At 62.4% G+C, this 21,945-nt stretch carries 23 protein-coding genes; 7 read left to right on the top strand and 16 right to left on the bottom strand.

Features of this window, described 5'->3' with window-relative positions; translation table 11 throughout:
* Nucleotides 1–50: 50 nt before the first annotated feature.
* Nucleotides 51–857, top strand: coding sequence for an SDR family oxidoreductase (locus PQR53_RS16965; protein WP_408455909.1), 807 nt, complete (start codon nucleotides 51–53; stop codon nucleotides 855–857).
* Between the two features lie 55 nt (nucleotides 858–912).
* Here the strand turns inward: PQR53_RS16965 and PQR53_RS16960 are convergent, their stop codons facing one another.
* The 10 genes from PQR53_RS16960 to PQR53_RS16915 all read right to left on the bottom strand — a co-directional run bounded on the left by PQR53_RS16960 (nucleotide 913) and on the right by PQR53_RS16915 (nucleotide 8,717).
* Complete coding sequence (locus PQR53_RS16960; protein WP_179731419.1) at nucleotides 913–1,923, bottom strand: inorganic phosphate transporter; 1,011 nt, start codon at nucleotides 1,921–1,923, stop codon at nucleotides 913–915.
* Nucleotides 1,923–2,549, bottom strand: coding sequence for a DUF47 domain-containing protein (locus tag PQR53_RS16955; protein WP_179731417.1), 627 nt, complete (start codon nucleotides 2,547–2,549; stop codon nucleotides 1,923–1,925). The genes PQR53_RS16960 and PQR53_RS16955 overlap by 1 nt, the downstream gene beginning before the upstream one ends.
* A 117-nt stretch (nucleotides 2,550–2,666) precedes the next feature.
* The gene (locus PQR53_RS16950; protein WP_323043540.1) at nucleotides 2,667–4,052 is read right to left on the bottom strand and encodes a replicative DNA helicase; all 1,386 of its coding nucleotides are present in this window, start codon (nucleotides 4,050–4,052) and stop codon (nucleotides 2,667–2,669) included.
* Between the two features lie 146 nt (nucleotides 4,053–4,198).
* Nucleotides 4,199–4,651: a 50S ribosomal protein L9 gene (gene rplI / locus PQR53_RS16945; RefSeq protein ID WP_408455904.1), complete on the bottom strand. Its 453-nt coding sequence runs from the start codon at nucleotides 4,649–4,651 to the stop codon at nucleotides 4,199–4,201.
* Between the two features lie 27 nt (nucleotides 4,652–4,678).
* Complete coding sequence (gene rpsR, locus PQR53_RS16940) at nucleotides 4,679–4,954, bottom strand: 30S ribosomal protein S18 (protein ID WP_012432802.1); 276 nt, start codon at nucleotides 4,952–4,954, stop codon at nucleotides 4,679–4,681.
* A gap of 2 nt (nucleotides 4,955–4,956) precedes the next feature.
* Nucleotides 4,957–5,256, bottom strand: coding sequence for a primosomal replication protein N (gene priB, locus PQR53_RS16935; RefSeq protein ID WP_179731413.1), 300 nt, complete (start codon nucleotides 5,254–5,256; stop codon nucleotides 4,957–4,959).
* 50 nt (nucleotides 5,257–5,306) lie between these two features.
* The gene (rpsF, locus tag PQR53_RS16930) at nucleotides 5,307–5,681 is read right to left on the bottom strand and encodes a 30S ribosomal protein S6 (protein WP_064269883.1); all 375 of its coding nucleotides are present in this window, start codon (nucleotides 5,679–5,681) and stop codon (nucleotides 5,307–5,309) included.
* A 185-nt stretch (nucleotides 5,682–5,866) separates the two neighbouring features.
* Nucleotides 5,867–6,796, bottom strand: a complete 930-nt coding sequence (locus PQR53_RS16925; RefSeq protein WP_408455901.1) for an anti-sigma factor family protein — start codon at nucleotides 6,794–6,796, stop codon at nucleotides 5,867–5,869.
* Nucleotides 6,786–7,679, bottom strand: a complete 894-nt coding sequence (locus tag PQR53_RS16920) for an RNA polymerase sigma factor (protein WP_408455898.1) — start codon at nucleotides 7,677–7,679, stop codon at nucleotides 6,786–6,788. The genes PQR53_RS16925 and PQR53_RS16920 overlap by 11 nt, the downstream gene beginning before the upstream one ends.
* Before the next feature lie 123 nt (nucleotides 7,680–7,802).
* Nucleotides 7,803–8,717 (bottom strand): LysR family transcriptional regulator, encoded by a 915-nt coding sequence (locus tag PQR53_RS16915; RefSeq protein ID WP_323043544.1) that lies wholly within the window; start codon nucleotides 8,715–8,717, stop codon nucleotides 7,803–7,805.
* Nucleotides 8,718–9,015: 298 nt separating this feature from the next.
* On the opposite strand from PQR53_RS16915, the gene gcl reads away from it, so the two are divergent.
* From gcl to PQR53_RS16895, 4 genes are all read left to right on the top strand, one after another.
* Nucleotides 9,016–10,791, top strand: a complete 1,776-nt coding sequence (gene gcl / locus PQR53_RS16910; protein ID WP_408455895.1) for a glyoxylate carboligase — start codon at nucleotides 9,016–9,018, stop codon at nucleotides 10,789–10,791.
* Nucleotides 10,792–10,944: 153 nt separating this feature from the next.
* Nucleotides 10,945–11,754: a hydroxypyruvate isomerase gene (gene hyi, locus PQR53_RS16905; RefSeq protein WP_408455892.1), complete on the top strand. Its 810-nt coding sequence runs from the start codon at nucleotides 10,945–10,947 to the stop codon at nucleotides 11,752–11,754.
* 127 nt (nucleotides 11,755–11,881) lie between these two features.
* Nucleotides 11,882–12,790: a 2-hydroxy-3-oxopropionate reductase gene (locus PQR53_RS16900; RefSeq protein ID WP_408455889.1), complete on the top strand. Its 909-nt coding sequence runs from the start codon at nucleotides 11,882–11,884 to the stop codon at nucleotides 12,788–12,790.
* Nucleotides 12,791–13,397: 607 nt separating this feature from the next.
* Nucleotides 13,398–13,799: a DUF3597 domain-containing protein gene (locus PQR53_RS16895; protein ID WP_408455886.1), complete on the top strand. Its 402-nt coding sequence runs from the start codon at nucleotides 13,398–13,400 to the stop codon at nucleotides 13,797–13,799.
* 170 nt (nucleotides 13,800–13,969) lie between these two features.
* On the opposite strand, the gene PQR53_RS16890 is transcribed toward PQR53_RS16895, so the two are convergent.
* From PQR53_RS16890 to PQR53_RS16865, 6 genes are all read right to left on the bottom strand, one after another.
* Complete coding sequence (locus PQR53_RS16890; RefSeq protein WP_408455883.1) at nucleotides 13,970–15,013, bottom strand: asparaginase; 1,044 nt, start codon at nucleotides 15,011–15,013, stop codon at nucleotides 13,970–13,972.
* Nucleotides 15,014–15,092: 79 nt separating this feature from the next.
* Nucleotides 15,093–16,019 carry a CysB family HTH-type transcriptional regulator gene (locus tag PQR53_RS16885; RefSeq protein WP_323043682.1) on the bottom strand — a complete coding sequence of 309 codons (927 nt, stop codon included), beginning with the start codon at nucleotides 16,017–16,019 and terminating at the stop codon, nucleotides 15,093–15,095.
* A gap of 119 nt (nucleotides 16,020–16,138) precedes the next feature.
* Nucleotides 16,139–17,197, bottom strand: a complete 1,059-nt coding sequence (locus tag PQR53_RS16880) for a sulfate/molybdate ABC transporter ATP-binding protein (protein WP_179731392.1) — start codon at nucleotides 17,195–17,197, stop codon at nucleotides 16,139–16,141.
* Nucleotides 17,197–18,222 (bottom strand): sulfate ABC transporter permease subunit CysW, encoded by a 1,026-nt coding sequence (gene cysW / locus PQR53_RS16875; protein ID WP_408455878.1) that lies wholly within the window; start codon nucleotides 18,220–18,222, stop codon nucleotides 17,197–17,199. The genes PQR53_RS16880 and cysW overlap by 1 nt, the downstream gene beginning before the upstream one ends.
* Nucleotides 18,219–19,121, bottom strand: coding sequence for a sulfate ABC transporter permease subunit CysT (cysT, locus tag PQR53_RS16870; RefSeq protein ID WP_323043680.1), 903 nt, complete (start codon nucleotides 19,119–19,121; stop codon nucleotides 18,219–18,221). Before cysT ends, cysW begins: the two co-directional genes overlap by 4 nt.
* A 145-nt stretch (nucleotides 19,122–19,266) precedes the next feature.
* Nucleotides 19,267–20,307, bottom strand: coding sequence for a sulfate ABC transporter substrate-binding protein (locus tag PQR53_RS16865; protein WP_408455874.1), 1,041 nt, complete (start codon nucleotides 20,305–20,307; stop codon nucleotides 19,267–19,269).
* A 315-nt stretch (nucleotides 20,308–20,622) separates the two neighbouring features.
* Between PQR53_RS16865 and lexA the strand changes: the two genes are divergently transcribed.
* Nucleotides 20,623–21,273, top strand: coding sequence for a transcriptional repressor LexA (gene lexA / locus PQR53_RS16860; protein ID WP_408455871.1), 651 nt, complete (start codon nucleotides 20,623–20,625; stop codon nucleotides 21,271–21,273).
* A 136-nt stretch (nucleotides 21,274–21,409) separates the two neighbouring features.
* A complete protein-coding gene (locus tag PQR53_RS16855; protein WP_408455868.1) occupies nucleotides 21,410–21,760 on the top strand; it encodes a hypothetical protein in 351 nt (116 codons plus the stop codon).
* Nucleotides 21,761–21,945: the final 185 nt, after the last annotated feature.

Genomic DNA, 21,945 nt, shown 5'->3' with positions numbered 1-21,945 from the left:
CCGCCGATCTGCTATCGTCATCGATATTCTTCCGACAGCGGGTGGTGACGATGGATCTCGGGCTAAAAGACAAGGTAGTGTTGATCACGGGCGGCAGCAAAGGCATCGGCCTCGCCTGCGCCCGGGCGTTCGCGCTCGAAGGTGCGAAGGTGGCGATCGTTTCGCGCGACCCCGCCAATCTGGCGCGCGCTTACGAACAGTTGAGGCAGGAAGGCCTGCATGTGCATCGGACCCGCGCCGATTTGCACGAACCGCACAGTGCCGCGGACATCGTCGAGGAAGTCAGCACTGCGGTCGGCCCGATCGACGTGCTGATCAACAGCGCCGGCGCAGCCCGCCGCTACGACCCGGAAACGCTGGACGCCGACGCGTTCCGCGCCACCATGGAAGCGAAATATTTCCCGTATATCTACCCGCAGCAGGAAGTGCTGCGGCGCATGGCCGAGCGCGTCAAAGCGGGCGACGCCGCCGCGCCCGGCACGATCGTCAATATCATCGGGATGGGCGGCAAGATCGCGAGCGATATCCATATCGCCGGGGGTGCCGCGAATGCCGCGCTGATGCTCGCCACGGTTGGCCTCGCCCACTACTACGCGCGCTACGGGATTCGTATCAACGCGATCAACCCGGGTTCGACACTGACTGAGCGCGTCGAGGAGGCGGTCAAGCTGGAAGCGTCGCAGCAAGGCATCGAAAGCGGGGAAGCGCTAGCGCGCGGGCAGGCTAAAGTGCCGCTCGGGCGTTATGCAAAGCCGGAGGAAATCGCTGACGTCGCGCTGTTTCTGGCGAGCCGCCGCGCGAGCTATGTGACGGGCGCAATCGTCCCGATGGATGGAGGCAGCGCGCCGTTGATCTGAGCGGCGCGCTTTGTTAATCCCGGCGAGGCGCATGGATTTTGCGCCTCGCGCGCGCTTACAGAAAGCGGTGACCCAGCCACCAGGCAGCGGCGGAGAGTGCCGCGGAGGCCGGAATCGTCAGAATCCACGCCCAGACGATATTGCCGGCTACCCCCCAACGCACGGCGCTCAACTTCTGCGTTGCGCCGACGCCGACGATCGCGCCGGTAATCGTATGCGTGGTGGACACCGGAATGCCGAGCCACGACGCCGTGAACAGCGTGATCGCGCCGCCCGCCTCCGCGCAAAAGCCGCCGACCGGCTTCAGCTTGGTGATCTTCTGCCCCATGGTGCGGACGATCCGCCAGCCGCCGAACAACGTGCCGATCCCCATGGACAAATAGCAGCCGCCGATCACCCACAGCGGCGGCGCATCCGCGATCGACGATGCAAAGCCTGTCGCGATCAGCAGCATCCAGATGATGCCAATGGTTTTCTGCGCGTCGTTGCCGCCATGGCCGAGGCTATACAAGCCCGCGGAGACCAGTTGCAGACGCCGGAAACGCCGATCGACCTTGCTAGGCGGCGTGCGGAAGTAGATCCACGACACCGCCAGCATGAAGAACGAGCCAAGCACGAAACCGAGCAACGGCGAGATGAAAATGAAGGCCACCGTCTTCATCAGACCGTCGAAATTGAGCGAACCCCAGCCCGACTTGGCAAGCGCCGCGCCCACCAGGCCGCCGATCAGCGCATGCGACGAGCTGGACGGAATACCGTAATGCCACGTGATGATGTTCCAGCCGATCGCGCCGACCAGCGCGCCGAAAATGACGTAGTGGTCGACGATATTCGGATCGATCGTGCCCTTGCCGACCGTCTGCGCCACTTTCAGGTGGAACACGAAATACGCGATAACGTTGAAAGCTGCCGCAAAGGCCACGGCCTGCTGCGGCTTCAGCACGCCAGTCGACACGACCGTGGCGATCGAATTCGCCGCGTCATGGAAGCCGTTCATGAAGTCGAAAATCAGCGCGACGGCGACCAGGCCGGCGACGACCCAGATAGCGAGTTGTATCGATTGCATTATGCGTTTTCCAGCACGATGCCTTCGATGATGTTCGCCACGTCCTCACACTTGTCGGTGATCGTTTCGAGCAGTTCGTAGATCGCCTTCAGCTTGATCAGCGTCTTGACGTTGTCTTCTTCGCGGAAAAGTTTCGACATGGCCGAGCGCAGTACGCGGTCGGCTTCCGATTCCAGACGGTCGATTTCCTCGCACGCCTTCAGGATCTGGCCCGCCTGCTTCATGTCGGACAGCAGGCTGACGGCGAATTGGACGCGCTCGGAGGTGGCCGTGCAGATATGCGCCAGCTGGCTCGCCTCGGAGGTCACCGCCTGCACGTCGTACAGCGAGATAGCGGTGGCGACGTCCTCCATCAGATCGAGGATGTCATCCATCGTGGTGATCAGCTTGTGGATCTCGTCGCGGTCGAGCGGCGTGATGAAGGTCTTGTGCAGTAGGTCGATCGTTTCGTGCGTGAGCTTGTCTGCGGCCTTTTCGGCCTTTTGCACGTTTTGCTTATGAGTCTCGGCGTCCTGCAAATTGTCGATCAGCAACTCGAGTTCGTGGCTCGCCGAGACGATGCACGTTGCGTGCGCATTGAAAATTTCAAAGAACTTGCCCTCGGTGGGCATGAATCGACCGAACATTGGGATCCCGGAAATTGGTCACATTTATGGCTGACATAAAACCGCCACATTGTACCGTTCCAGGATCGATGCCGCACTTTTGAAAGCGTTGTTACAACAGGCCCCGGCGTTATTTCTTTACTCGCTGTAGAAGTTCTGCGCGCCAGCAAAATTATCGAACTTCGTGAATTGACCGTGGAACGTGAGCCGAACAGGTCCGATCGGACCATTCCGCTGTTTACCGATGATGATCTCTGCCGTGCCCTTGTCCGGGCTGTCCGGGTTGTACACCTCGTCGCGGTAAATGAACAGGATGACGTCCGCATCCTGCTCGATAGCGCCGGATTCCCGCAAGTCGGACATAATTGGCCGCTTGTTCGGGCGCTGTTCGAGGCCCCGGTTGAGCTGAGACAACGCGATCACGGGTACGTCGAGTTCTTTGGCGAGACTCTTCAACGAACGCGAGATTTCCGAGATTTCGGTCGCCCGGTTTTCACCCGACGACGAACCGCTCATCAGCTGCAAGTAGTCGATGATGATCAGGCCGAGCTTGCCGCACTGGCGAGACAGCCGACGCGCGCGCGAGCGCAACTCCATCGGATTCAGGCCGCCCGTTTCGTCGATGAAAATCTGCGCCTCGCTCATTTTCTGCACCGCGTGCGTGAGCTTCGGCCAATCCTCGTCGGTCAGGCGCCCAGTTCGCATGCGATGCTGATCGAGCCGGCCGACCGAGCCGAGCATACGCATGGTGAGTTGCGAGCCCGGCATTTCCATGGAGAACACAGCGACCGGCAGGCCGTACTCGACCGCCACGTATTCGCCGACGTTCATCGAAAACGCCGTTTTACCCATCGACGGGCGACCCGCCACGATGATCAGCTCACCCCCGTGCATGCCCGAGGTCATGCGGTCGAGGTCGACAAAACCGGTTGGCGTGCCGGTCACGTCGCTCGGATTGGCGGTGTGATACAGCGTGTCGATGCGCTCGACCACCTGGGTCAGGAGCGGTCCGATTTCCAGGAAACCCTGCGTGCCACGCGCGCCGTCTTCAGCGATCGAAAACACCTTCGATTCGGCCTCGTCCAGTAGCTGGCGGACTTCCTTACCTTGCGGATTGAAAGCGTCGGCTGAAATCTCGTCGGCCACTGACACCAGACGGCGCAACACCGCGCGATCGCGCACGATTTCCGCATAGCGGCGGATGTTGGCCGCGCTCGGCGTGTTCTGCGCCAGCGCGTTCAGGTACGCGAGACCGCCAACCTCTTCCGCCTTGCCCGAGGTGCCGAGCGCCTCGTACACGGTAATCACGTCGGCCGGACGTGTAGCCGCGATCAGCTTGCCGATGTGTTCGAAAATGATGCGGTGGTCGTAGCGGTAAAAGTCGCTCTGCGACAGGAAGTCGGCGATGCGGTCCCATGCGGCGTTGTCGAGCAGCAGGCCGCCCAGCACCGACTGCTCGGCTTCGATCGAATGCGGCGGGACTTTCAGCGACTCGATTTGGGGATCTTTGGACGGTGCGTTCATGGAGAGGAATTATCGGGGTAAATGCGCGCGGAGGGAAATCAAAACCGATACTTCGGTGCGGCGAAAGCGGGCAATAAAAAAGGCAGGGACCGGTCACCCGGCCCCTGCCTTTTGCCAGCAACATCCTGGCAGATGCTACTCGATGCTTAAACGTGTTCGCCGATCACAGCCACGTTCACATCGACGAGCACGTCGGTGTGCAGCGAGATCTGAACAGCGTGGTCGCCAACGATCTTCAGCGGGCCTTCCGGCAGACGCACTTGCGCCTTTTCCACTGCGAAGCCTTGTTTAACCAGTGCGTCAGCGATGTCCGCGTTCGTCACCGAACCGAACAGACGGCCGTCGACGCCAGCCTTCTGGTTGATCTGAACCGTCGAGCCTGCCAGCTTTTCGCCTTGAGCTTGAGCGGCCGCCAGCTTTTCAGCGGCGACCTTTTCGAGTTCAGCGCGGCGAACTTCGAATTCAGCCAAGGCTTCCTTCGTGGCACGGCGAGCCTGCTTGTTCGGGATCAGGAAGTTACGTGCGTAACCGTCCTTAACCTTGACGATGTCGCCCAGATTGCCCAGGTTGACGACTTTTTCCAGAAGAATAATTTGCATTCGGATACTCCTTATCGCGTCGTCGGGTTAGGCCTTGTGCTGGTCGGTGTACGGCACCAGCGCGAGGAAACGTGCGCGCTTGATTGCCGTATCCAGCTGGCGTTGATAGTGCGACTTCGTACCCGTGAGACGCGCCGGCGTGATCTTGCCGTTTTCGCCGATGAAGTCCTTCAGCGTTTCGAGGTCCTTGTAGTCGATATGATCGACGTTAGCGGCCGTGAAACGGCAGAACTTCTTGCGCTTGAAGAGCGGATTTTGTTGCTGACGACGCTTGTCGAATTTCTTACCAGTCGGGCGGGGCATGTTCAGTCCTTTCCAATGTCCTGCAATTCTGTGATGTGAAATACCAGAGTTCTTGCGTTGCGGTGCTTTTTCGCCAGAAAGCCTGTGAAGAGCGTTTCCACGCCCATCTGACAGCCTTCCAGCTTACCGCTCGCCTCGCCTGCGGCTACTGCCTGCATGGTCAGTTCGACTTGCCGGGCAATGCCGGCTTCGACGACTTCCGTGCGGTGGTGCAACGTACAGCCTGCAATCGGAACGCCGGCGGGGGTATACCGCACCGGTTCGCGTTCGACGACGCTGGCCATCAGTTGCAGCCGATTCATGTAGCCTTCGACGAGAGCGACGCTTGATCTGGTAGCTTAAATAGTGTGTCTTAAGCCTGCGCTTCGGACGGTTGCGTAGCAGCCGACTTCTTGGCTTCTTCGCGCTGCACTTCCTTCATCATCGGCGACGGGGCCGTTTCGGCCTTCTTCATCTTGACGATCAGGTGACGCAGAACAGCGTCGTTGAACTTGAATGCGTGTTCCAGCTCGTCGAGCGTGGTTTGGTCGCATTCGATGTTCATGCAGACGTAGTGAGCCTTCGCGAGTTTCTCGATCATGTAGGCCAGTTGGCGACGGCCCCAGTCTTCGATACGGTGGATCTGGCCACCGTGCGAGGTGATCGTGCTCTTGTAACGCTCGATCATTGCGGGCACCTGCTCGCTTTGATCCGGATGCACGATAAATACGATTTCGTAATGACGCATATTCACTCCTTGTGGATTAAAGCCACCCGGGCGTCGGAACCGGTGTGGCAAGTGAGAAGCCAAAGAGTGTAACCTGAATGGGGCCGGGTTGCAAGATATCCCGTTAATCGAGCGCGCGATTCGGGAGTGTTTTCAAGGGTTTAGGCGGCGGTGGGCCGAGGCAGCCGGCCGATCCCCCGAATCCGTCAGCCGCCTTCCGTGCGCTCGCCGCCGCTTTGCAAACGCGCCTTCAATGCCGTTTCCAGCCCGCTCAACGCATCCGGCGCGGCGTCCGTGATGGCCCACCAGGTCATGCCTTCAGCGTTCCAGTGCGAGATCGAATAGCCTTCGCGGGCAAGTACGGCGGGCGCCGCGCCGCCCTTACCTTCGGCGCCGCCTTGCGGAAACACATACACGTCGATCACATGCTTGCGATAGCGGTACACCAGCACCGCCACTCGCTGATGCGCGAGGTAATCCAGCCGCCCGCCCTCCAGCGCGAAGCCGCTGGCGGCCAGATCTTCGACCGGTGGCGAATAATCGAGCCGGCCGTTGAACCACGGCTTGACGGTATGCTTGTCCGTCGAAATCACGTCGATGTCGCGGCCGGACACCTGCGCCCGCACGTGGCTTTCCACCAGCTCGTCGGTGAACGGCGAAATCTCCGGAGCCCGATGCAGGCTCAGCGTGACGCCCGCAGCAGCCGCGCCGAGAGCGATGACCAGCGCCGCCAGCCAGCCTTGCGTAATCAGCCGGCTCGAACCGCCGCCGGCGGTGCCCAGCCCTCCTCCCAAGCCACCCAGGCCGCCCATACTCCCCGAGCCACTCTGTGAGCCGCGCCAGTTGTCCAGCCAGGCGAACCAGCGCCGCCGGCGCGGCGCCGCCTTGCGGGGTTGGAGCGCCGGGACGGCCTCTTGCGTCGACGGGAGCGCCGCGATGATCCGGGCGCGCAGCGCGTCCGGCGCGCGGTGATACGGCGCGGCGGTCAGCGACCGGCTCAGCGTCTGCAAGCCTTCGCTTTCCCGGCGGCAAGCATCGCAACTTTCAATGTGCTGCTGCACCCGCAGCGCATCCGGCGCGGGTAATTCACGATCGGCGCTCGCGTCGAGGAGCGGCCGCGCTTCGTTACAGTCCATCTGGCGTCTCCTGAGCGAAGCCGGCGGCAGCGCCGCCAGGCATGTTGGATGACCGGGCGTTCGAAACCGCCCGGAGCGGTGTAACCGAGGCGGTTGGCCCCGGGCACGCGGGAGAGAGTGCGCTGCGCGCGGCGCCGCCGGACTCCGACCTGCCCTCGCCCGCGGCGCGCGTGCCGTCGCGCGGCTCGGCGGGACCGTGATGCGACTGCTGCGGTGCATCGCGCGCTGCACGCCCGGACGCCGGCAGGCCAGCCGCCGGCAGCCCGGACGCCCGGCGTCCTGACCCAGACCCAGACCCAGACTGCCCGTCTGCCGGCGCCATCAGGAGCGCTGCCAACTTGCGGCGCCCGCGCGCGAGCCTCGACATGACCGTTCCGATCGGCACATCGGCGACCGCGGCGATCTCGCGATAGCCCATCTCTTCGAGTTCGCGCAGGATCAGGACCTCGCGGTACTCCACCGGCAGCTGTGCAAGCGCCTCATGGACCTGCTTCGCGTCTTCGCCGCGGATCAGCAGCGCCTGCGGATCGTCGCCGCCCGCGCTCCAGCCGTCGAAAGTCGCGTCGTCCATGCTGTCGTCGAACTCCACCACCTCGTGCGACGACGCGCGCCGCCGCCATTCCGTGTACCAGGTGCGGCGCACGATCGCGAGCAGCCACGGTCGCGCCGAGTCGCCCCGGAAGGTATCGAAGAAACGGAACGCGCGCATGAACGCTTCCTGCACGACGTCGTCCGCATCGTTCGAGTTGCCGCATAGCCAGCGCGCGAGGTTGTACGCCGCGTCGAGGTGCGGCAGAGCCAGCTGCTGAAAACGGCGGCTCCTCGCCGCCTCGGTTTCGGCCGTTTGCTGCGCGCGGGCTGCGGTTGCTTGGGTCTGGACCACCTCGGCCCTCCAGGGTATTACGGCTAGGCTGTGTGACGCGTTTTCACTCGCTCATCACGCATAACCGCTCACATCCCGAGTTTATTCCCGTCTGCGCTCAATTAAGACGGAAAGACAGGCCAGCTAATAAGTCGGACGATTCCAGTAGTCCTCGCTGGCATACACCTCTTTCAGATAATCGATGAAGTAGCGCACCTTGGCCGGCACATAACGCTGCTGCGGATAGACCGCCAGAATGTCGTAGTCGGGCAACGCGAATTCATCCAGCACGGTTTCCAGTTCGCCGCGCGCCAGTTGCTGCTGGATTTCCCACGTGGAGCGCCAACCGAGCCCGAGCCCTTCGGAGACCCAACGATGCAGCAGTTCGCCGTCGTTGCAATCGAGCGTGCCGCCCACCCGCACCGTTGCCAGTTTGCCGTTGCGGCGGAAGTACCAGCCACGGTTCTGGCCGCCTTGCAGATTGAACGCCAGACAGTTGTGCTGCGGCAGATCTTCGAGCGTTGCCGGCTTGCCGTATTGGCGGAAATAGTCGGGCGTGCCGCACACCACTCGCCGGTTCGACGCCAGCTTCACCGCGACGAAATTCGGATCGACCGCGCCGCCGATCCGGATCGACAGGTCATAACCTTCGCGCACCAGATCCACGACCCGGTCGGTCAGATTGAACGAGACCTGTAGTTCAGGCTTGTCGGCGAGGAAAGCCGGTGCCAGCGGTGCGACGTGCTTGCGGCCGAACGCGGCCGGCGCCGACACGATCAGATGGCCGTTCACCGCGCGCCGTCCGGCGCTCAGTTCGTTCTCCGCCTGGTCCCATTCGGTCAGGAGGCCGCGGCAGCGCTCGAGAAATGCCGCGCCGTCTTCGCTGACGACGAGGCGCCGCGTCGAGCGGTACATCAGCTTGACGCCGAGGCGCTTTTCCAGCGCGTCGATGCGGCGTCCGAGAATCACCGGCGACACGCCCTCTTCCAGCGCGGCCGCCGCGAGACTGCCCGCGTCGGCGACGCGCACAAATGTTTCGATCTGTTTGAAGCGGTCCATTTTTGTCTCCTCCCAATCGCGCGCCCCAGGACCAACGAGTTAGGGCTCACAGCTTGCAGCTTCCGGATCGCGGCTCCCTCTGCTCTCCGCGTCCCAAGCGTGGCAGGCGTCGCGCTGCGTTCCCGCCGTCCAGCCCACCCGTCATTCCATACTTTTTGTTTCGAAATAAGCGACCTGGACTGATCTTATCAAACCTTTAGGTGAAGCCTACAGTTCGATCAACACCTCTGGTTTGCATATCCGTCAGCGAATCCGTTAGCCAACTCATTCGCCCACCTCAGACATTCAGGAGACATTCATGGCCAAGATGAGAGCCGTCGACGCAGCCGTGCTGGTGCTCGAAAAAGAAGGCATCGACACCGCATTCGGCGTTCCGGGCGCAGCCATCAACCCGTTCTACTCGGCCATGCGCAAGGCAGGCAACATCAGCCACGTGCTGGCGCGCCACGTCGAAGGCGCGTCGCACATGGCCGAAGGCTATACGCGCGCCCAGCCGGGCAACATCGGCGTGTGTATCGGCACGTCGGGCCCCGCGGGCACCGACATGATCACCGGTTTGTACTCCGCTCAGGCCGACTCGATTCCTATTCTGGCTATCACGGGTCAGGCGCCGCGTGCGCGTCTGTACAAGGAAGACTTCCAGGCCGTGGATATCGAATCGATTGCGAAGCCGGTCACCAAATGGGCCGTCACCGTGCGTGAACCGGCATTGGTGCCGCGCGTGTTCCAGCAGGCATTCCACCTGATGCGCTCGGGCCGTCCGGGTCCGGTGCTGGTCGACCTGCCGATCGACGTGCAACTCGCCGAAATCGAATTCGACATCGACACGTACGAACCGCTGCCGGTCTACAAGCCGAAAGCGACGCGCAAACAGATCGAAGCCGCGCTGAACCTGCTCAACGACGCCGACAAGCCGTTGATCGTCTCGGGTGGCGGCGTGCTGAACGCGGCCGCTGAAGATCTGCTGGTCGAATTCGCCGAAACGATCGGCGTGCCGGTAATCCCGACGCTGATGTCGTGGGGCGCGATTCCCGACGACCATCCGCTGATGGCCGGCATGGTCGGCTTGCAAACCTCGCACCGCTACGGCAACGCGACGATGCTCGCCTCCGACTTCGTGCTCGGCATCGGCAACCGTTGGGCGAACCGTCACACGGGCAGCATCGAGGTTTATACGAAGGGCCGCAAGTTCGTGCATGTGGACATCGAGCCGACGCAAATCGGTCGCGTGTTCGGCCCGGACCTCGGCATCGTGTCGGACGCGAAGGCCGCGCTCGAACTGTTCGTCGAAGTGGCGAAGGAATGGAAGGCCGCCGGCAAGCTGAAAGACCGCGGCGCATGGGTCGCCGATTGCCAGCAGCGCAAGCGGACCATGCATCGCAAGACGCACTTCGACAACGTGCCGATGAAGCCGCAGCGCGTGTACGAAGAGATGAACCAGGTGTTCGGCCGCGATACGTGCTACGTCAGCACGATCGGTTTGTCGCAGATCGCCGGCGCGCAATTCCTGCACGTCTACAAGGCGCGCAACTGGATCAACTGCGGCCAGGCAGGCCCGCTCGGCTGGACGATTCCGGCCGCGCTCGGTGTGCGTGCAGCCGACCCGCAACGTCCGATCGTCGCGCTCTCGGGCGACTACGACTTCCAGTTCATGATCGAAGAGCTGGCGGCCGGCGCGCAATTCAAGCTGCCGTACGTGCACGTGGTGGTGAACAACTCGTACCTCGGCTTGATCCGCCAGGCACAGCGCGCGTTCGACATGGACTTCTGCGTGCAGCTCGGCTTCGAGAACATCAACTCGCCGGAAACGAATGGCTACGGCGTGGACCACGTGGCGGTTGCCGAAGGCCTCGGTTGCAAGGCGATTCGCGTGTTCAAGCCGGAAGAACTCAAGCCGGCGCTGTTGAAAGCGCAATCGATGCTCTCCGAGTTCAACGTGCCGGTGATCGTCGAAGTGATCCTCGAACGCGTGACCAACATTGCGATGGGCACCGAGATCGACGCGATCAACGAGTTCGAAGCGCTGGCTGAGACGCGCGAAGATGCGCCGACGGCCATCAGCATGCTCGACTGAGCGTCCTGACGGTTTGATCCGCGGGCTGACCTGGGCGTTGAGCCGCGGGTCGACCTGCGGGTCGACCTGACAAGCCTCACATGAGCGCGGCCTGGCATCACAGCGCCGCCTCATGAAGTTATTCCAATGACCGACCAGCGAGACACAAGCACCATGCCGAAATTTGCAGCGAATCTCACCATGCTGTTCAACGAAGCCCCGTTCCTCGACCGCTTTGCGGCAGCAGCGGACGCAGGCTTCAACGCCGTCGAATTCCTGTTTCCGTATCCGTATCAGATCGCCGAATTGAGCGAACGTCTGCAGCAGAACCGTTTGAAGCTCGTGTTGCACAACCTGCCCGCGGGCAACTGGGAAGCGGGAGAACGCGGGATCGCGTGCCTGCCGGATCGCGTGGGCGAGTTTCAGGAAGGCGTTGGCCGCGCGATCGAGTACGCAAAGGCCTTGAAGGTGCCGCAACTGAACTGCCTCGTCGGCATTCCGGGCGCGGGCGTCGATGCGGATAAGGCTCGCTCGACGATCGTCGACAATCTGCGCTTCGCCGCCGGCGAACTGAAAAAAGCCGGCATCAAGCTGCTGGTCGAGCCGTGCAATTCGTACGACATACCCGGCTTTGCGCTGAACCGTTCGAGCGAAGGCCTCGACGTGATTCGCGCAGTGGGTTCGGACAATCTGTTCCTGCAATACGACATCTATCACATGCAACGGATGGAAGGCGAACTCGCGGCGACGATCAAAAAGAATCTACCGCAGATCGCGCACATCCAGCTCGCCGACAACCCGGGCCGCAACGAACCGGGCACCGGCGAAATCAATTACCCGTTCCTGTTCGATCTGCTCGACTCGCTCAGCTACGAAGGCTACGTCGGTTGCGAATACAAGCCGCGCACGACCACGGCTGCCGGCCTCTGCTGGGTGCAGAGCGTGGCCGGGCAAACCCGCGGCGCAGCCCACGCCGCTGCCTGAGCGAGGCGTTGCTCGACGCGTTGAGCGAAGCACTGTTCGACGCGTGAGGCACGCCGGATCACCTCAGGCACACCACGCCCCGAAGGGAACCCCTTGGGGCCCCAAACAACACTGGAGATTTAGACACATGGCAAAGATCGGTTTTATCGGCCTCGGCATCATGGGCGCGCATATGGCGCGCAACCTCATCAAAGGCGGCCACACGCTGTTTGTGAATGGCGCATACCCGGTGCCGGAAGATCTGAGCAAAAGCGCGAACGTAGTCCCCGATTCGACCGCTGTCGCGCAAGCCGCCGACGTCGTCATCATCATGGTGCCGGACACGCCCGACGTCGCCAACGTGCTGTTCGCCGACGACGGCGTTGCCGCCGGTCTCACGCAAGGCAAGCTGGTGATCGACATGAGTTCGATCTCGCCGCTCGACACGCAAGCCTTCGCGAAGAAGATCAACGCGCTCGGCGCCGACTACCTCGACGCGCCGGTGTCCGGCGGTGAGGTCGGCGCACGTGAAGCGTCGCTGACGATCATGGTCGGCGGTCCGGAAAAGGCTTTTGCATTGGCCAAGCCGCTGTTCGATCTGATGGGCAAGAACATCTCGCTGATCGGCGATAACGGCGCGGGTCAAACCTGCAAGGTCGCGAACCAGATCATCGTCGCGCTGAACATCGAAGCGGTCGCGGAAGCCCTGCTGTTCGCGTCACGCTCGGGCGCCGATCCGGAGCGGGTGCGCAAAGCCTTGATGGGTGGCTTCGCTTCGTCGCGGATTCTCGAAGTGCACGGCGAGCGCATGACCAGGCGTACGTTCGATCCGGGCTTCCGGATCGAGCTGCACCAGAAGGATCTGAACCTCGCACTGGACGGCGCGCGCAAACTCGGCATCGCCCTGCCGCATACAGCGAGCGCACAACAACTGTTCAGCGTGTGCGCAGCGAACGGCGGCAAGGCATGGGATCACTCGGCGATGGTGCGCGCGCTGGAAATCATGGCCAACTACGAAGTCGCGCAAGCGCCGGGTAGCGAAGCCAAGGCGGCCTGAACCGCTTGAATTGTCAGGTAGCAACACAGGTTGTCATGATCGTTGCAACGTCATCGTCATGGCAATCGCAGGTGGGGCGCTCTTTGTGTCGTGCGATATACACGGCGCAAAGGGCAAATCGTGCCGCTCTGGGCTGAGAGCGGCAAGTGGGGTCCGCAGCGGCACCCGGCGGCGCCGGGGAAGCCTTGGTCGGTCAGACGTCGTCGTCGGGTGTCCGGCTGTCGGATTTCAACTTATGCGTTTTCCGCCAATCTCTCGCAGCGGCTGCATCATGCATGCCGCCTGCCCGCACCTCTCTTTGCAGGTCTCCTCGCACCCGTGCTAGCAAGTCCCCTTGCATTTGCTTGCAACTGCGCGCCCGCGGCACGACCTTTTTTGACACATCGGTCCGCGCTTTCTCCTACACTCGTTGAGTCTGGTTGCGGGCGTATTGGTCTTCAAATGCGGTGCTCAAGTGCGGCGTTCAGGTGCGGCTTGCCGATCGTGGCCAGCATGTCCTCTGCTTCGTTCGCCTGATTTTCGCCTGATTTTGGCCCGGTGCCCAACCAGTGTTCATCCCGTAAGCGAAATGTGCTTGCGCCAGTAACCCATCTGCAAAGGATTCAGAATGAGCATCTTTGGTGACATCGTAAACAAGCTCTTCGGCAAAGCGAAGCCCGACCAGCCCGCACCCGCGGTTGAGCCGACACCGGATCCGGCAGCGGCGCAAGCCGCTGCACCGGCGGCTGCACCGGCACCCGCGCCGCTCGCTGACGTCGACGTTGCTGTCGTCATGGACCAGTTCGTGAGTGAGAGCGGGCAAACGTTGAATTGGCGCACGTCGATCGTCGACACGCTGAAAGCGCTCGGCGTCGACAGCAGCCTCGATCATCGCAAGCAGCTCGCCAAGGAGCTGAAGTACACCGGCGACACGAACGATTCAGCGAGCATGAACGTCTGGCTGCACAAACAGGTGATGCTGGCGCTGGCGGCGAACGGCGGGAAGCTGCCTCCTGATCTGGCGGCCTGATCTGGCGGACTGAGGGCTTGCCGGCGTTGCCAGATTGCGGCGATAGCGATAAACCTCAAGCTGAAACCACAACGCGGCGCTCGGGTCGGTGACCTGGGCGCCGCGTTGTCATTCAAGCTTCATGTGCGGGACACGGTGCTGACTTTGAACCGGGCCCTCCGCTTAATCAATCAGTACGTATCGAAAGTCTTCTGCAACGCAACCGCCCCCGTGCCGCCCGCGGCCAACGCGAGCATCAGCAGAACCCGCGCCTTGTACGGATTCAACGAACCCGCGCTGATGAAACCAAGCGCATCGTCCGCGGCCGCGCCGTTACGCATCACGTGACCTGAGCCCACGCGCGACGAACGCACCACCGCCACGCCTTGCGAGGCCGCATCGGCCAATGCCTGTTGCATGGCGGCGTGAATCGAGCCATTGCCCGTACCCGCCACCACGATACCGCGCACGCCGGCTGCCACCAACGCATCCACGGCAATCCGCGTGACGCCTGCATAGCTCACTACGACCTCCACATGCGGCCACTTCGCACCGATCACGAATTCCGCAGCGCGCGTATGCGGGCGCACCACGCTGCGCTGGAATTCGACGCGGCCGTCCTGCACCCAGCCGAGCGCGCCGATCTCCGGCGACTGGAACGTGTCGACGGCGTACGTGCTCGTCTTGACCACGTCGCGTGCGCTGTGAATCCTGTTGTTGAAGGCCACCAGCACGCCCTGCCCGCGCGCACCCGCGTTCGCCGCCACCGTCATGGCATTCAGCAGATTCAAGGGCCCGTCGGCGGAGAGCGCCGATGCCGGGCGCATTGCGGCGGTCAGCACCACTGGCTTATCCGACTTGATCGTCAGATGCAGTAAATAGGCGGTTTCTTCGAGCGTATCGGTGCCATGCGTGACCACCACGCCGTCGACGTCATCTTCGGCCAGCAGCGTATTGATGCGTTGCGCGAGCGTGGTCCACAGCGCCATGGCCATGTCTTTGCTGTCGACGCTGGCAATCTGTTCGGCCGCGATCCGCGCGACCGTGGACAAAGCCGGCACCACGGCCAGCAATTGATCGACGCCAACCACACCCGCCTGATAGCCGGACGTGTTGGTCGCGTCCGCGGCGGCCCCGGCAATCGTGCCGCCGGTTGCCAGCACGGCGATGCGCGGCAGTTGCGGCGTTGTGCCTTCGCCGGAAGGCGTCGCGGAAGAGGAAGTCAGAGTATTCATGGCGGCGATTGTAAGCGATGCGCCACACGCCGCCATGCGTGAAGAAACGGATGGCCGTTCGTTTTGGGTTCGCCCCCTCTCAAACCGCCTCGCGCAATTGCGCGGCGATTTCCGCTTCGTTCAACTGCGGCGCGAACATTTCGATCAGCCGGTACGCATACGCACGCAGGAACGCGCCCTTGCGCAAGCCGAGCCGCGTCGTGCTCGCCTCGAACAGATGCTGCGTATCGAGCGCAACCAGTTCCGTATCGCGCTTCGGATCGTAGGCCATGGCTGCGACCACGCCGATGCCCATGCCGAGTTCGACGTAAGTCTTGATCACGTCGGCATCGATCGCGGTCAACACGACGTCGGGCAACGCGCCCGCTTTCGCGAACGCCTGGTCGATATGCGAGCGGCCCGTGAAGTCCTGGTCGTACGTGACGATCGGGAATTCGGCGATCTCGTCGAGCGTCAGATTCTCGCGGCCCACCAGCGGATGGTCCTTCGGCACCACCACGACGTGATGCCACGAATAGCACGGGAACGTGACGATATCCGGGAAGCGGTCGAGCGCTTCGGTCGAAATGCCGATGTCCGCTTCGCCGTTGATGATCATCTGCGCGATCTGTTGCGGGCTGCCCTGGCGCAGCGCCAGATGCACCTTCGGGAACACCTCGGTGAATTGACGGATCACCTTCGGCAGCGCGTAACGCGCCTGTGTGTGCGTGGTCGCCACCACGAGGTGGCCGCTGTCCTGATCCGCGTATTGACGCGCGACGCGGCGCAGATTCTCCGCATCGAGCAGCATCCGCTCGATCAGCTGATGCACCGCCTTACCCGGCTCGGTAAGACCCGTCAGACGCTTGCCGCGTCGAATGAAAATGTCGACGCCGAGTTCGTCTTCCAGATCCTTGATCTGTTTCGATACACCCGACTGCGACGTGTACAACACGTTCGCCACCTCAGTCAGATTCATGTTCTGACGCACGGCCTCGCGCACAAAGCGCAATTGCTGGAAATTCATCTGTATGTCTCCGGTTAGGCCAGAGTTAATTTATTTGAGTTCGATTGAAACGCCGAGTGTTGCTCCGCTGCTCATGGCGACGCTTAAGGTATCGCTTAGGGCGTCGTTTGTAGCGCTGCTCATTGCGCGGGAAATACGCGCAACGCTCGCGGCACGGCCGTGACACCATCGCCGATTGCCAGTTGCAGATCGCGCCACGATTCACGATCGAGCTCAGCCTCAAGCACATTGCCCTCACGGCCCGCGAGCTCCACACGTACCGAGCCGCCGAGCGTCACCACGCGCCGCACGTCGACCACAATGCCCTCGCGGTGGCCCGATGCTTGCGGATACAACTGCAGATCGTGCGGACGCACATAGGCAAAAGCCGGCCCCTTGAAGTCGGCCTTGATTGCGACCGGCAGCGCCGCGCCGTCTACTACAAAACCGCTCGCATCCACGTTGCCATGCAGACGGTTCGCCGCGCCGAGAAACTCGTAAACGAACGAAGTTTGCGGATGGTCGTACACGTCCTGCGGACTGCCCACCTGCTCCACATGCCCGCGATTCAGCACGACGATACGGTCAGCTACTTCAAGCGCTTCTTCCTGATCGTGCGTGACGAAAATCGTCGAGATGTGCAGGTCGTCGTGCAAACGACGCAGCCAGCTACGCAATTCCTTGCGCACCTTCGCATCCAGCGCGCCGAACGGTTCGTCGAGCAAGAGCACTTTAGGTTCGACAGCCAACGCGCGCGCGAGCGCAATCCGCTGCCGCTGGCCACCCGACAGTTCGGACGGATAGCGTTGCGCAAGCCAGTCGAGTTGCACGAGCTTCAGCAGTTCATGGACCTTCTCGCGAATCACCGCTTCCGAAGGTCGCTCCTTGCGGGGCTTCACGCGCAAGCCGAACGCGACGTTCTCGAACACCGTCATATGACGGAACAGCGCGTAATGCTGGAACACGAAGCCGACTTCACGTTCACGCGCGCCGACCGTCGCGACGTCCTGGCCTTGCAGCACGACCTGGCCGCCGTCCGCGTATTCGAGTCCGGCGATCACGCGCAACAAGGTGGTCTTGCCACAACCCGACGGCCCGAGCAGCGCAACCAGTTCGCCCGGCGGAAAGTCGAGCGAAACGTTATCGAGCGCGACGAAATCGCCGAAGCGCTTTTGCAGGTTACGAACGGTGATACCCATTACAGCTCTCCTTGCTTGAGCGGGTGCTTGACTGCATTCAGCGACGCATGCGATGTGTTGACAGACTGTGAAGCGGACGGTGAAGCGGACGCCGGCGTGACAGGCCCGGCATACGCCGGCACATCGCGCGCGGCCGACAGTTCCGCCGACATATGGCGCTCGGCGAGCAGCTTCAAACCGAGCGTGACGAGTGCGAGCAAGGCCAGCACCGACGCCACGGCGAACGCCGCCGAGAAGTTGTATTCGTTATAGAGAATTTCGACATGCAGCGGCATCGTGTCGGTCTGGCCGCGAATGTGGCCCGACACCACCGACACCGCGCCGAACTCGCCCATTGCCCGTGCGTTACACAGAATCACGCCGTACAGCAGGCCCCATTTGACGTTGGGTAGCGTGACACGGCGAAAGATCTGCCAGCCAGACGCGCCGAGCACGTGCGCGGCTTCTTCTTCGTCGTTGCCTTGCGCCTGCATCAGCGGAATCAGTTCACGCGCGACGAACGGGAACGTGACGAAGATCGTCGCCAGCACGATGCCCGGCACCGCGAAAATGATCTGCACGTTATGGTCTTGCAACCAGGGACCGAACCAGCCTTGCGCGCCGAACATCAGCACATAGAGCAAACCGGAGATCACCGGCGAGACCGAGAACGGCAGATCGATCAACGTGGTCAGCAACGCCTTGCCGCGAAATTCGAACTTGGCGATACACCATGACGCTGCAAGGCCGAACACCAGATTCAGCGGCACGGCGATCGCAGCGGTAATGACCGTGAGCTTGATGGCCGACAACGCATCCGGATCGGCCAGCGATTCCAGATAGAAGCCGACGCCCTTGGCGAGCGCCTGATAGAACACGGCGACGAGCGGCACGACGAGGAACAGCGCGAGAAACAGCAACGCGACGCCGGTCAGAACCCAGCGCACGACGGGCGGCTCGGTGACCGGATCGGGCCGGCGCGCGACATTGAGCGGCGCACGCGGCGCCACGGCGACCGCGCCGCTTTTTACGGAATCGTGGCTCATTGCGCACCTCCGCCGACACCGATCGCCGCCACACTCGCGGCGGCCGGCGCGGGACCCGCGCCACCGCGGCTCGTGCGACGCTGCAGATACCACTGCAGCGTATTGATCAACAACAGCATCAGGAACGACACCACCAGCATCACGACCGCGATCGCCGTGGCGCCGGCGTAGTCGTATTGCTCCAGCTTGGTGATGATCAGCAGCGACGTGATTTCCGATTTCATCGGCACGTTACCGGCGATGAAAATCACCGAGCCGTATTCGCCGAGCGCCCGCGCGAACGCCAGCGCGAAGCCGGTCAGCAACGCGGGAAACACCGCCGGCAACACCACGCGGCGAAACGTCAGCCAGCGCGACGCGCCGAGGCAGGCGGCGGCTTCTTCCTGTTCACGTTCGAACTCTTCGAGCACCGGCTGCACGGTCCGCACCACGAACGGCAAACCGATGAAGGTCAGCGCGATCAGCACGCCTGCCGGCGTAAATGCGATCTTGATCCCGAGCGGTTCGAGAAACTGCCCGATCCAGCCGTTGCCCGCATAGACGGCCGCGAGCGAAATGCCGGCCACGGAGGTCGGCAGGGCAAACGGCAGATCGACCACCGCGTCGACGATGCGCTTGAACGGGAACGTATAGCGCACCAGCACCCACGCGACCAGAAAGCCGAACACCGCGTTGATCAGCGCGCCGCCGAGGGCCGAAAAGAACGTGAGGCGATACGACGCGAGCACGCGCGGCGAGCTCACCGCGCGCACGAACTGGGGCCAGTCGAGCGTCGCGGTCTTGAGAAAGGCCGCCGCAAGCGGAATCAGCACCACGAGGCTCAGATAAGCCACTGTGATGCCGAGTGTCAGGCCAAAACCGGGCAACGCGCTCGGCTTCCGGAAGGTCAACGTCGTCATGCTGAGTACTCTTCAGGGTTGAGGCCGGCGGCTCTTTTCTGGCCGCCTGGCTCGCCAGAAAGCGCGCCCGGGGGCGCGCTTTCTGGCTGGGTGATACCTTGCACGCCGAACGACGCGGGTCCAGCTCTGGATTGCGTACTGCGGCTTACTGCGGCGAGTAGATCGAATCGAACACGCCGCCGTCGGCAAAGTGCGTCTTCTGCGCGTTCGCCCAGCCGCCGAACGAATCGTCAATCGTGTACAGCTTCAGCTTCGGAAACTTGGCCGTCAGCTCCGCGGGCACCTTGTTCGAACGCGGACGGTAGAAGTTCTTCGCCGCGATTTCCTGACCTTGCTCGCTGTACAGGAAGTTCAGATACGCTTCGGCCACCTTGCGCGTGCCGTGCCTGTCGACCACCTTGTCCACCACCGCCACCGGCGGCTCCGCCAGAATGCTCACCGACGGCACGACGATTTCAAACTTGTCCGGGCCGAATTCCTTCAGCGACAGGAACGCTTCGTTTTCCCACGCAATCAGCACGTCGCCGATGCCGCGTTGCACGAAGCTGGTGGTCGCGCCACGCGCGCCCGAATCCAGCACGCCGGCATTCTTATAGAGCTTGCCGACGAAGTCCTTGGCCTTCTGGTCGTTGCCGCCAGGCAGATGTTCGGCATAGGCCCATGCGGCCAGGTAGTTCCAGCGCGCGCCGCCCGAGGTCTTCGGATTCGGCGTGACGATCGACACACCCGGCTTGATCAGATCGTCCCAATCCTTGATGTGCTTCGGGTTGCCCTTGCGCACCAGAAACACGATCGTCGACGTGTACGGCGACGCGTTGTCCGGCAAACGCTTCTGCCAGCCCTTGTCGACCAGACCCTTGCTAGCCAGCGCGTCGATGTCGTAGGCGAGCGCCAGCGTCACCACGTCCGCCTGCAGACCGTCCAGCACCGAGCGAGCCTGCGCGCCCGAGCCGCCGTGCGACTGCTTGAAGGTGATGGTCTCGCCGGTCTTCGCCTTCCACTCCTTGCCGAATGCCTGGTTGATGTCCTGGTACAGCTCGCGGGTCGGGTCGTAGGACACGTTCAGCAGTGTCGGGTCGGCTGCATGTGCCTGCGCCATGACACCGAGCGCCGCTGCCGCGCCGACTGCGAGCGCCGCGATGAGTTTTTTGGTCTTCCCTGCCAGCCCCGTGCCCTGATGATTCATGCCAACTTTCTCCGCGTGGTGGTCCGCTGAAACAGCGTGTGGTGTTGTTTTGCGTCGCGCTCACGTGCCCCTGAGCGCCAACTCGGAGGCCAGTCTATCGAAGGGCTTTCATCATTAAAAATAATGTTTCCTCATTCTTTAATACGCAAAAGTGGTAATGACGGCCAGATAAGGCGTTGCGGCACGAAAACGGCTGTTGAGGCGTCGGAATACGACGCTCGAACGCCACCTCGCGAGACGAACTTAAAGTAAAGCTTGAATTGCGACGAATACTGTATAAAAATACAGTCACCTGTTCATCCATACAGTGGCACCATGACCAAACTCACCGCACGACAGCAGCAGGTTTTCGATCTGATCCGCCGGGCCATCGAACGCACCGGCTTTCCGCCCACCCGCGCGGAGATCGCCGCCGAGCTGGGTTTCAGTTCGGCCAATTCGGCAGAAGAACATTTGCGGGCGCTGGCTCGCAAGGGTGTGATCGAACTCGCGGCCGGCGCATCGCGCGGCATTCGCCTGCTGGCGGGCGCGGAAGATTCGCCGTACCAGTTCACGCTGCCGCACGCCAGCATCATGCAACTGTCGCTGCCACTGATCGGCCGTGTGGCCGCGGGTAGCCCGATCCTCGCGCAGGAACATATCTCGCAGCACTACGCATGCGACCCGGCGCTGTTCTCGAGCAAGCCGGACTACCTGCTGAAGGTGCGCGGGCTGTCCATGCGCGACGCGGGCATCTTCGACGGCGACCTGCTTGCAGTGCAGAAAAAAACCGAAGCCAAAGACGGCCAGATCATCATCGCGCGCCTTGGTGACGACGTGACGGTGAAGCGGTTGAAGCGCCGGCCGAACGGTATCGAGCTGATTGCCGAGAATCCCGATTACGACAACATCTTCGTTGAAACCGGCAGTGCGGAATTCGCGCTCGAGGGTATCGCCGTCGGGTTGATCCGCCCGGGCGAATTCTGACCACTCGCTCCTGCGCCGCCGCAAAGCTGGCTTAAAAGCTGCACGAGGGTTGCCCGGGGGCGCCCTGAGCGCTGCCCCGAAACTGCGTCAAAGCTGCCCGAACGCTGCCCCAATGTTGTATCGCCTGGAGAGACTCATGGAACGCCTTGCCCGCCTGCTGCCTTTTCGCCAGTTCGGTCGTTTGCGCCATCTGCGCAAGCTGGTGCCCTGCTCACTGATCGAGTCGTCGTCGGCCTCGGCCAGCGCTCCGTCGCTGTTCGACGCGCCCGCCAGTGGATCGGGCTTGCCGTCCTCGTTGCCTGCGTTTGCTCGCGTGTCGTTGAATTCGGGGCTGAACACGGCTGAACCGGCGCGGCGCGCGCCGGTGCGGGTCTATCACGGGCCATCGCGGCTGATCATGGTTGGCACGGTCGACGCCGTATGCCGCATGATCGATCGCTGTATCGCCGACGAAGCCAATGTGCACGGCGCGGTGTTCGAGGCATAAGAAGTACTGGGCGGGCACGCCGCTCCAATGCGGTTGTGCGGCGCGTGAAGATGCGGATATTCGGATACGTGGATATGCAGCTATGCGGCACGAAGCTTTTTTGGCTGCCGTGCCGCCGCCGATAGCTCATCGTCAGGGATCGTTTTCGCGTGGCCGCGGTCCACGTTAGATCACACCTGATGGAG

The organism is Paraburkholderia fungorum, from assembly GCF_046027605.1.
Taxonomy (GTDB): Bacteria; Pseudomonadota; Gammaproteobacteria; order Burkholderiales; family Burkholderiaceae; genus Paraburkholderia; species Paraburkholderia fungorum_F.
Note: the sequence above shows the minus strand (reverse complement) of the source record. Positions and strands in the feature narration are given on the sequence as shown.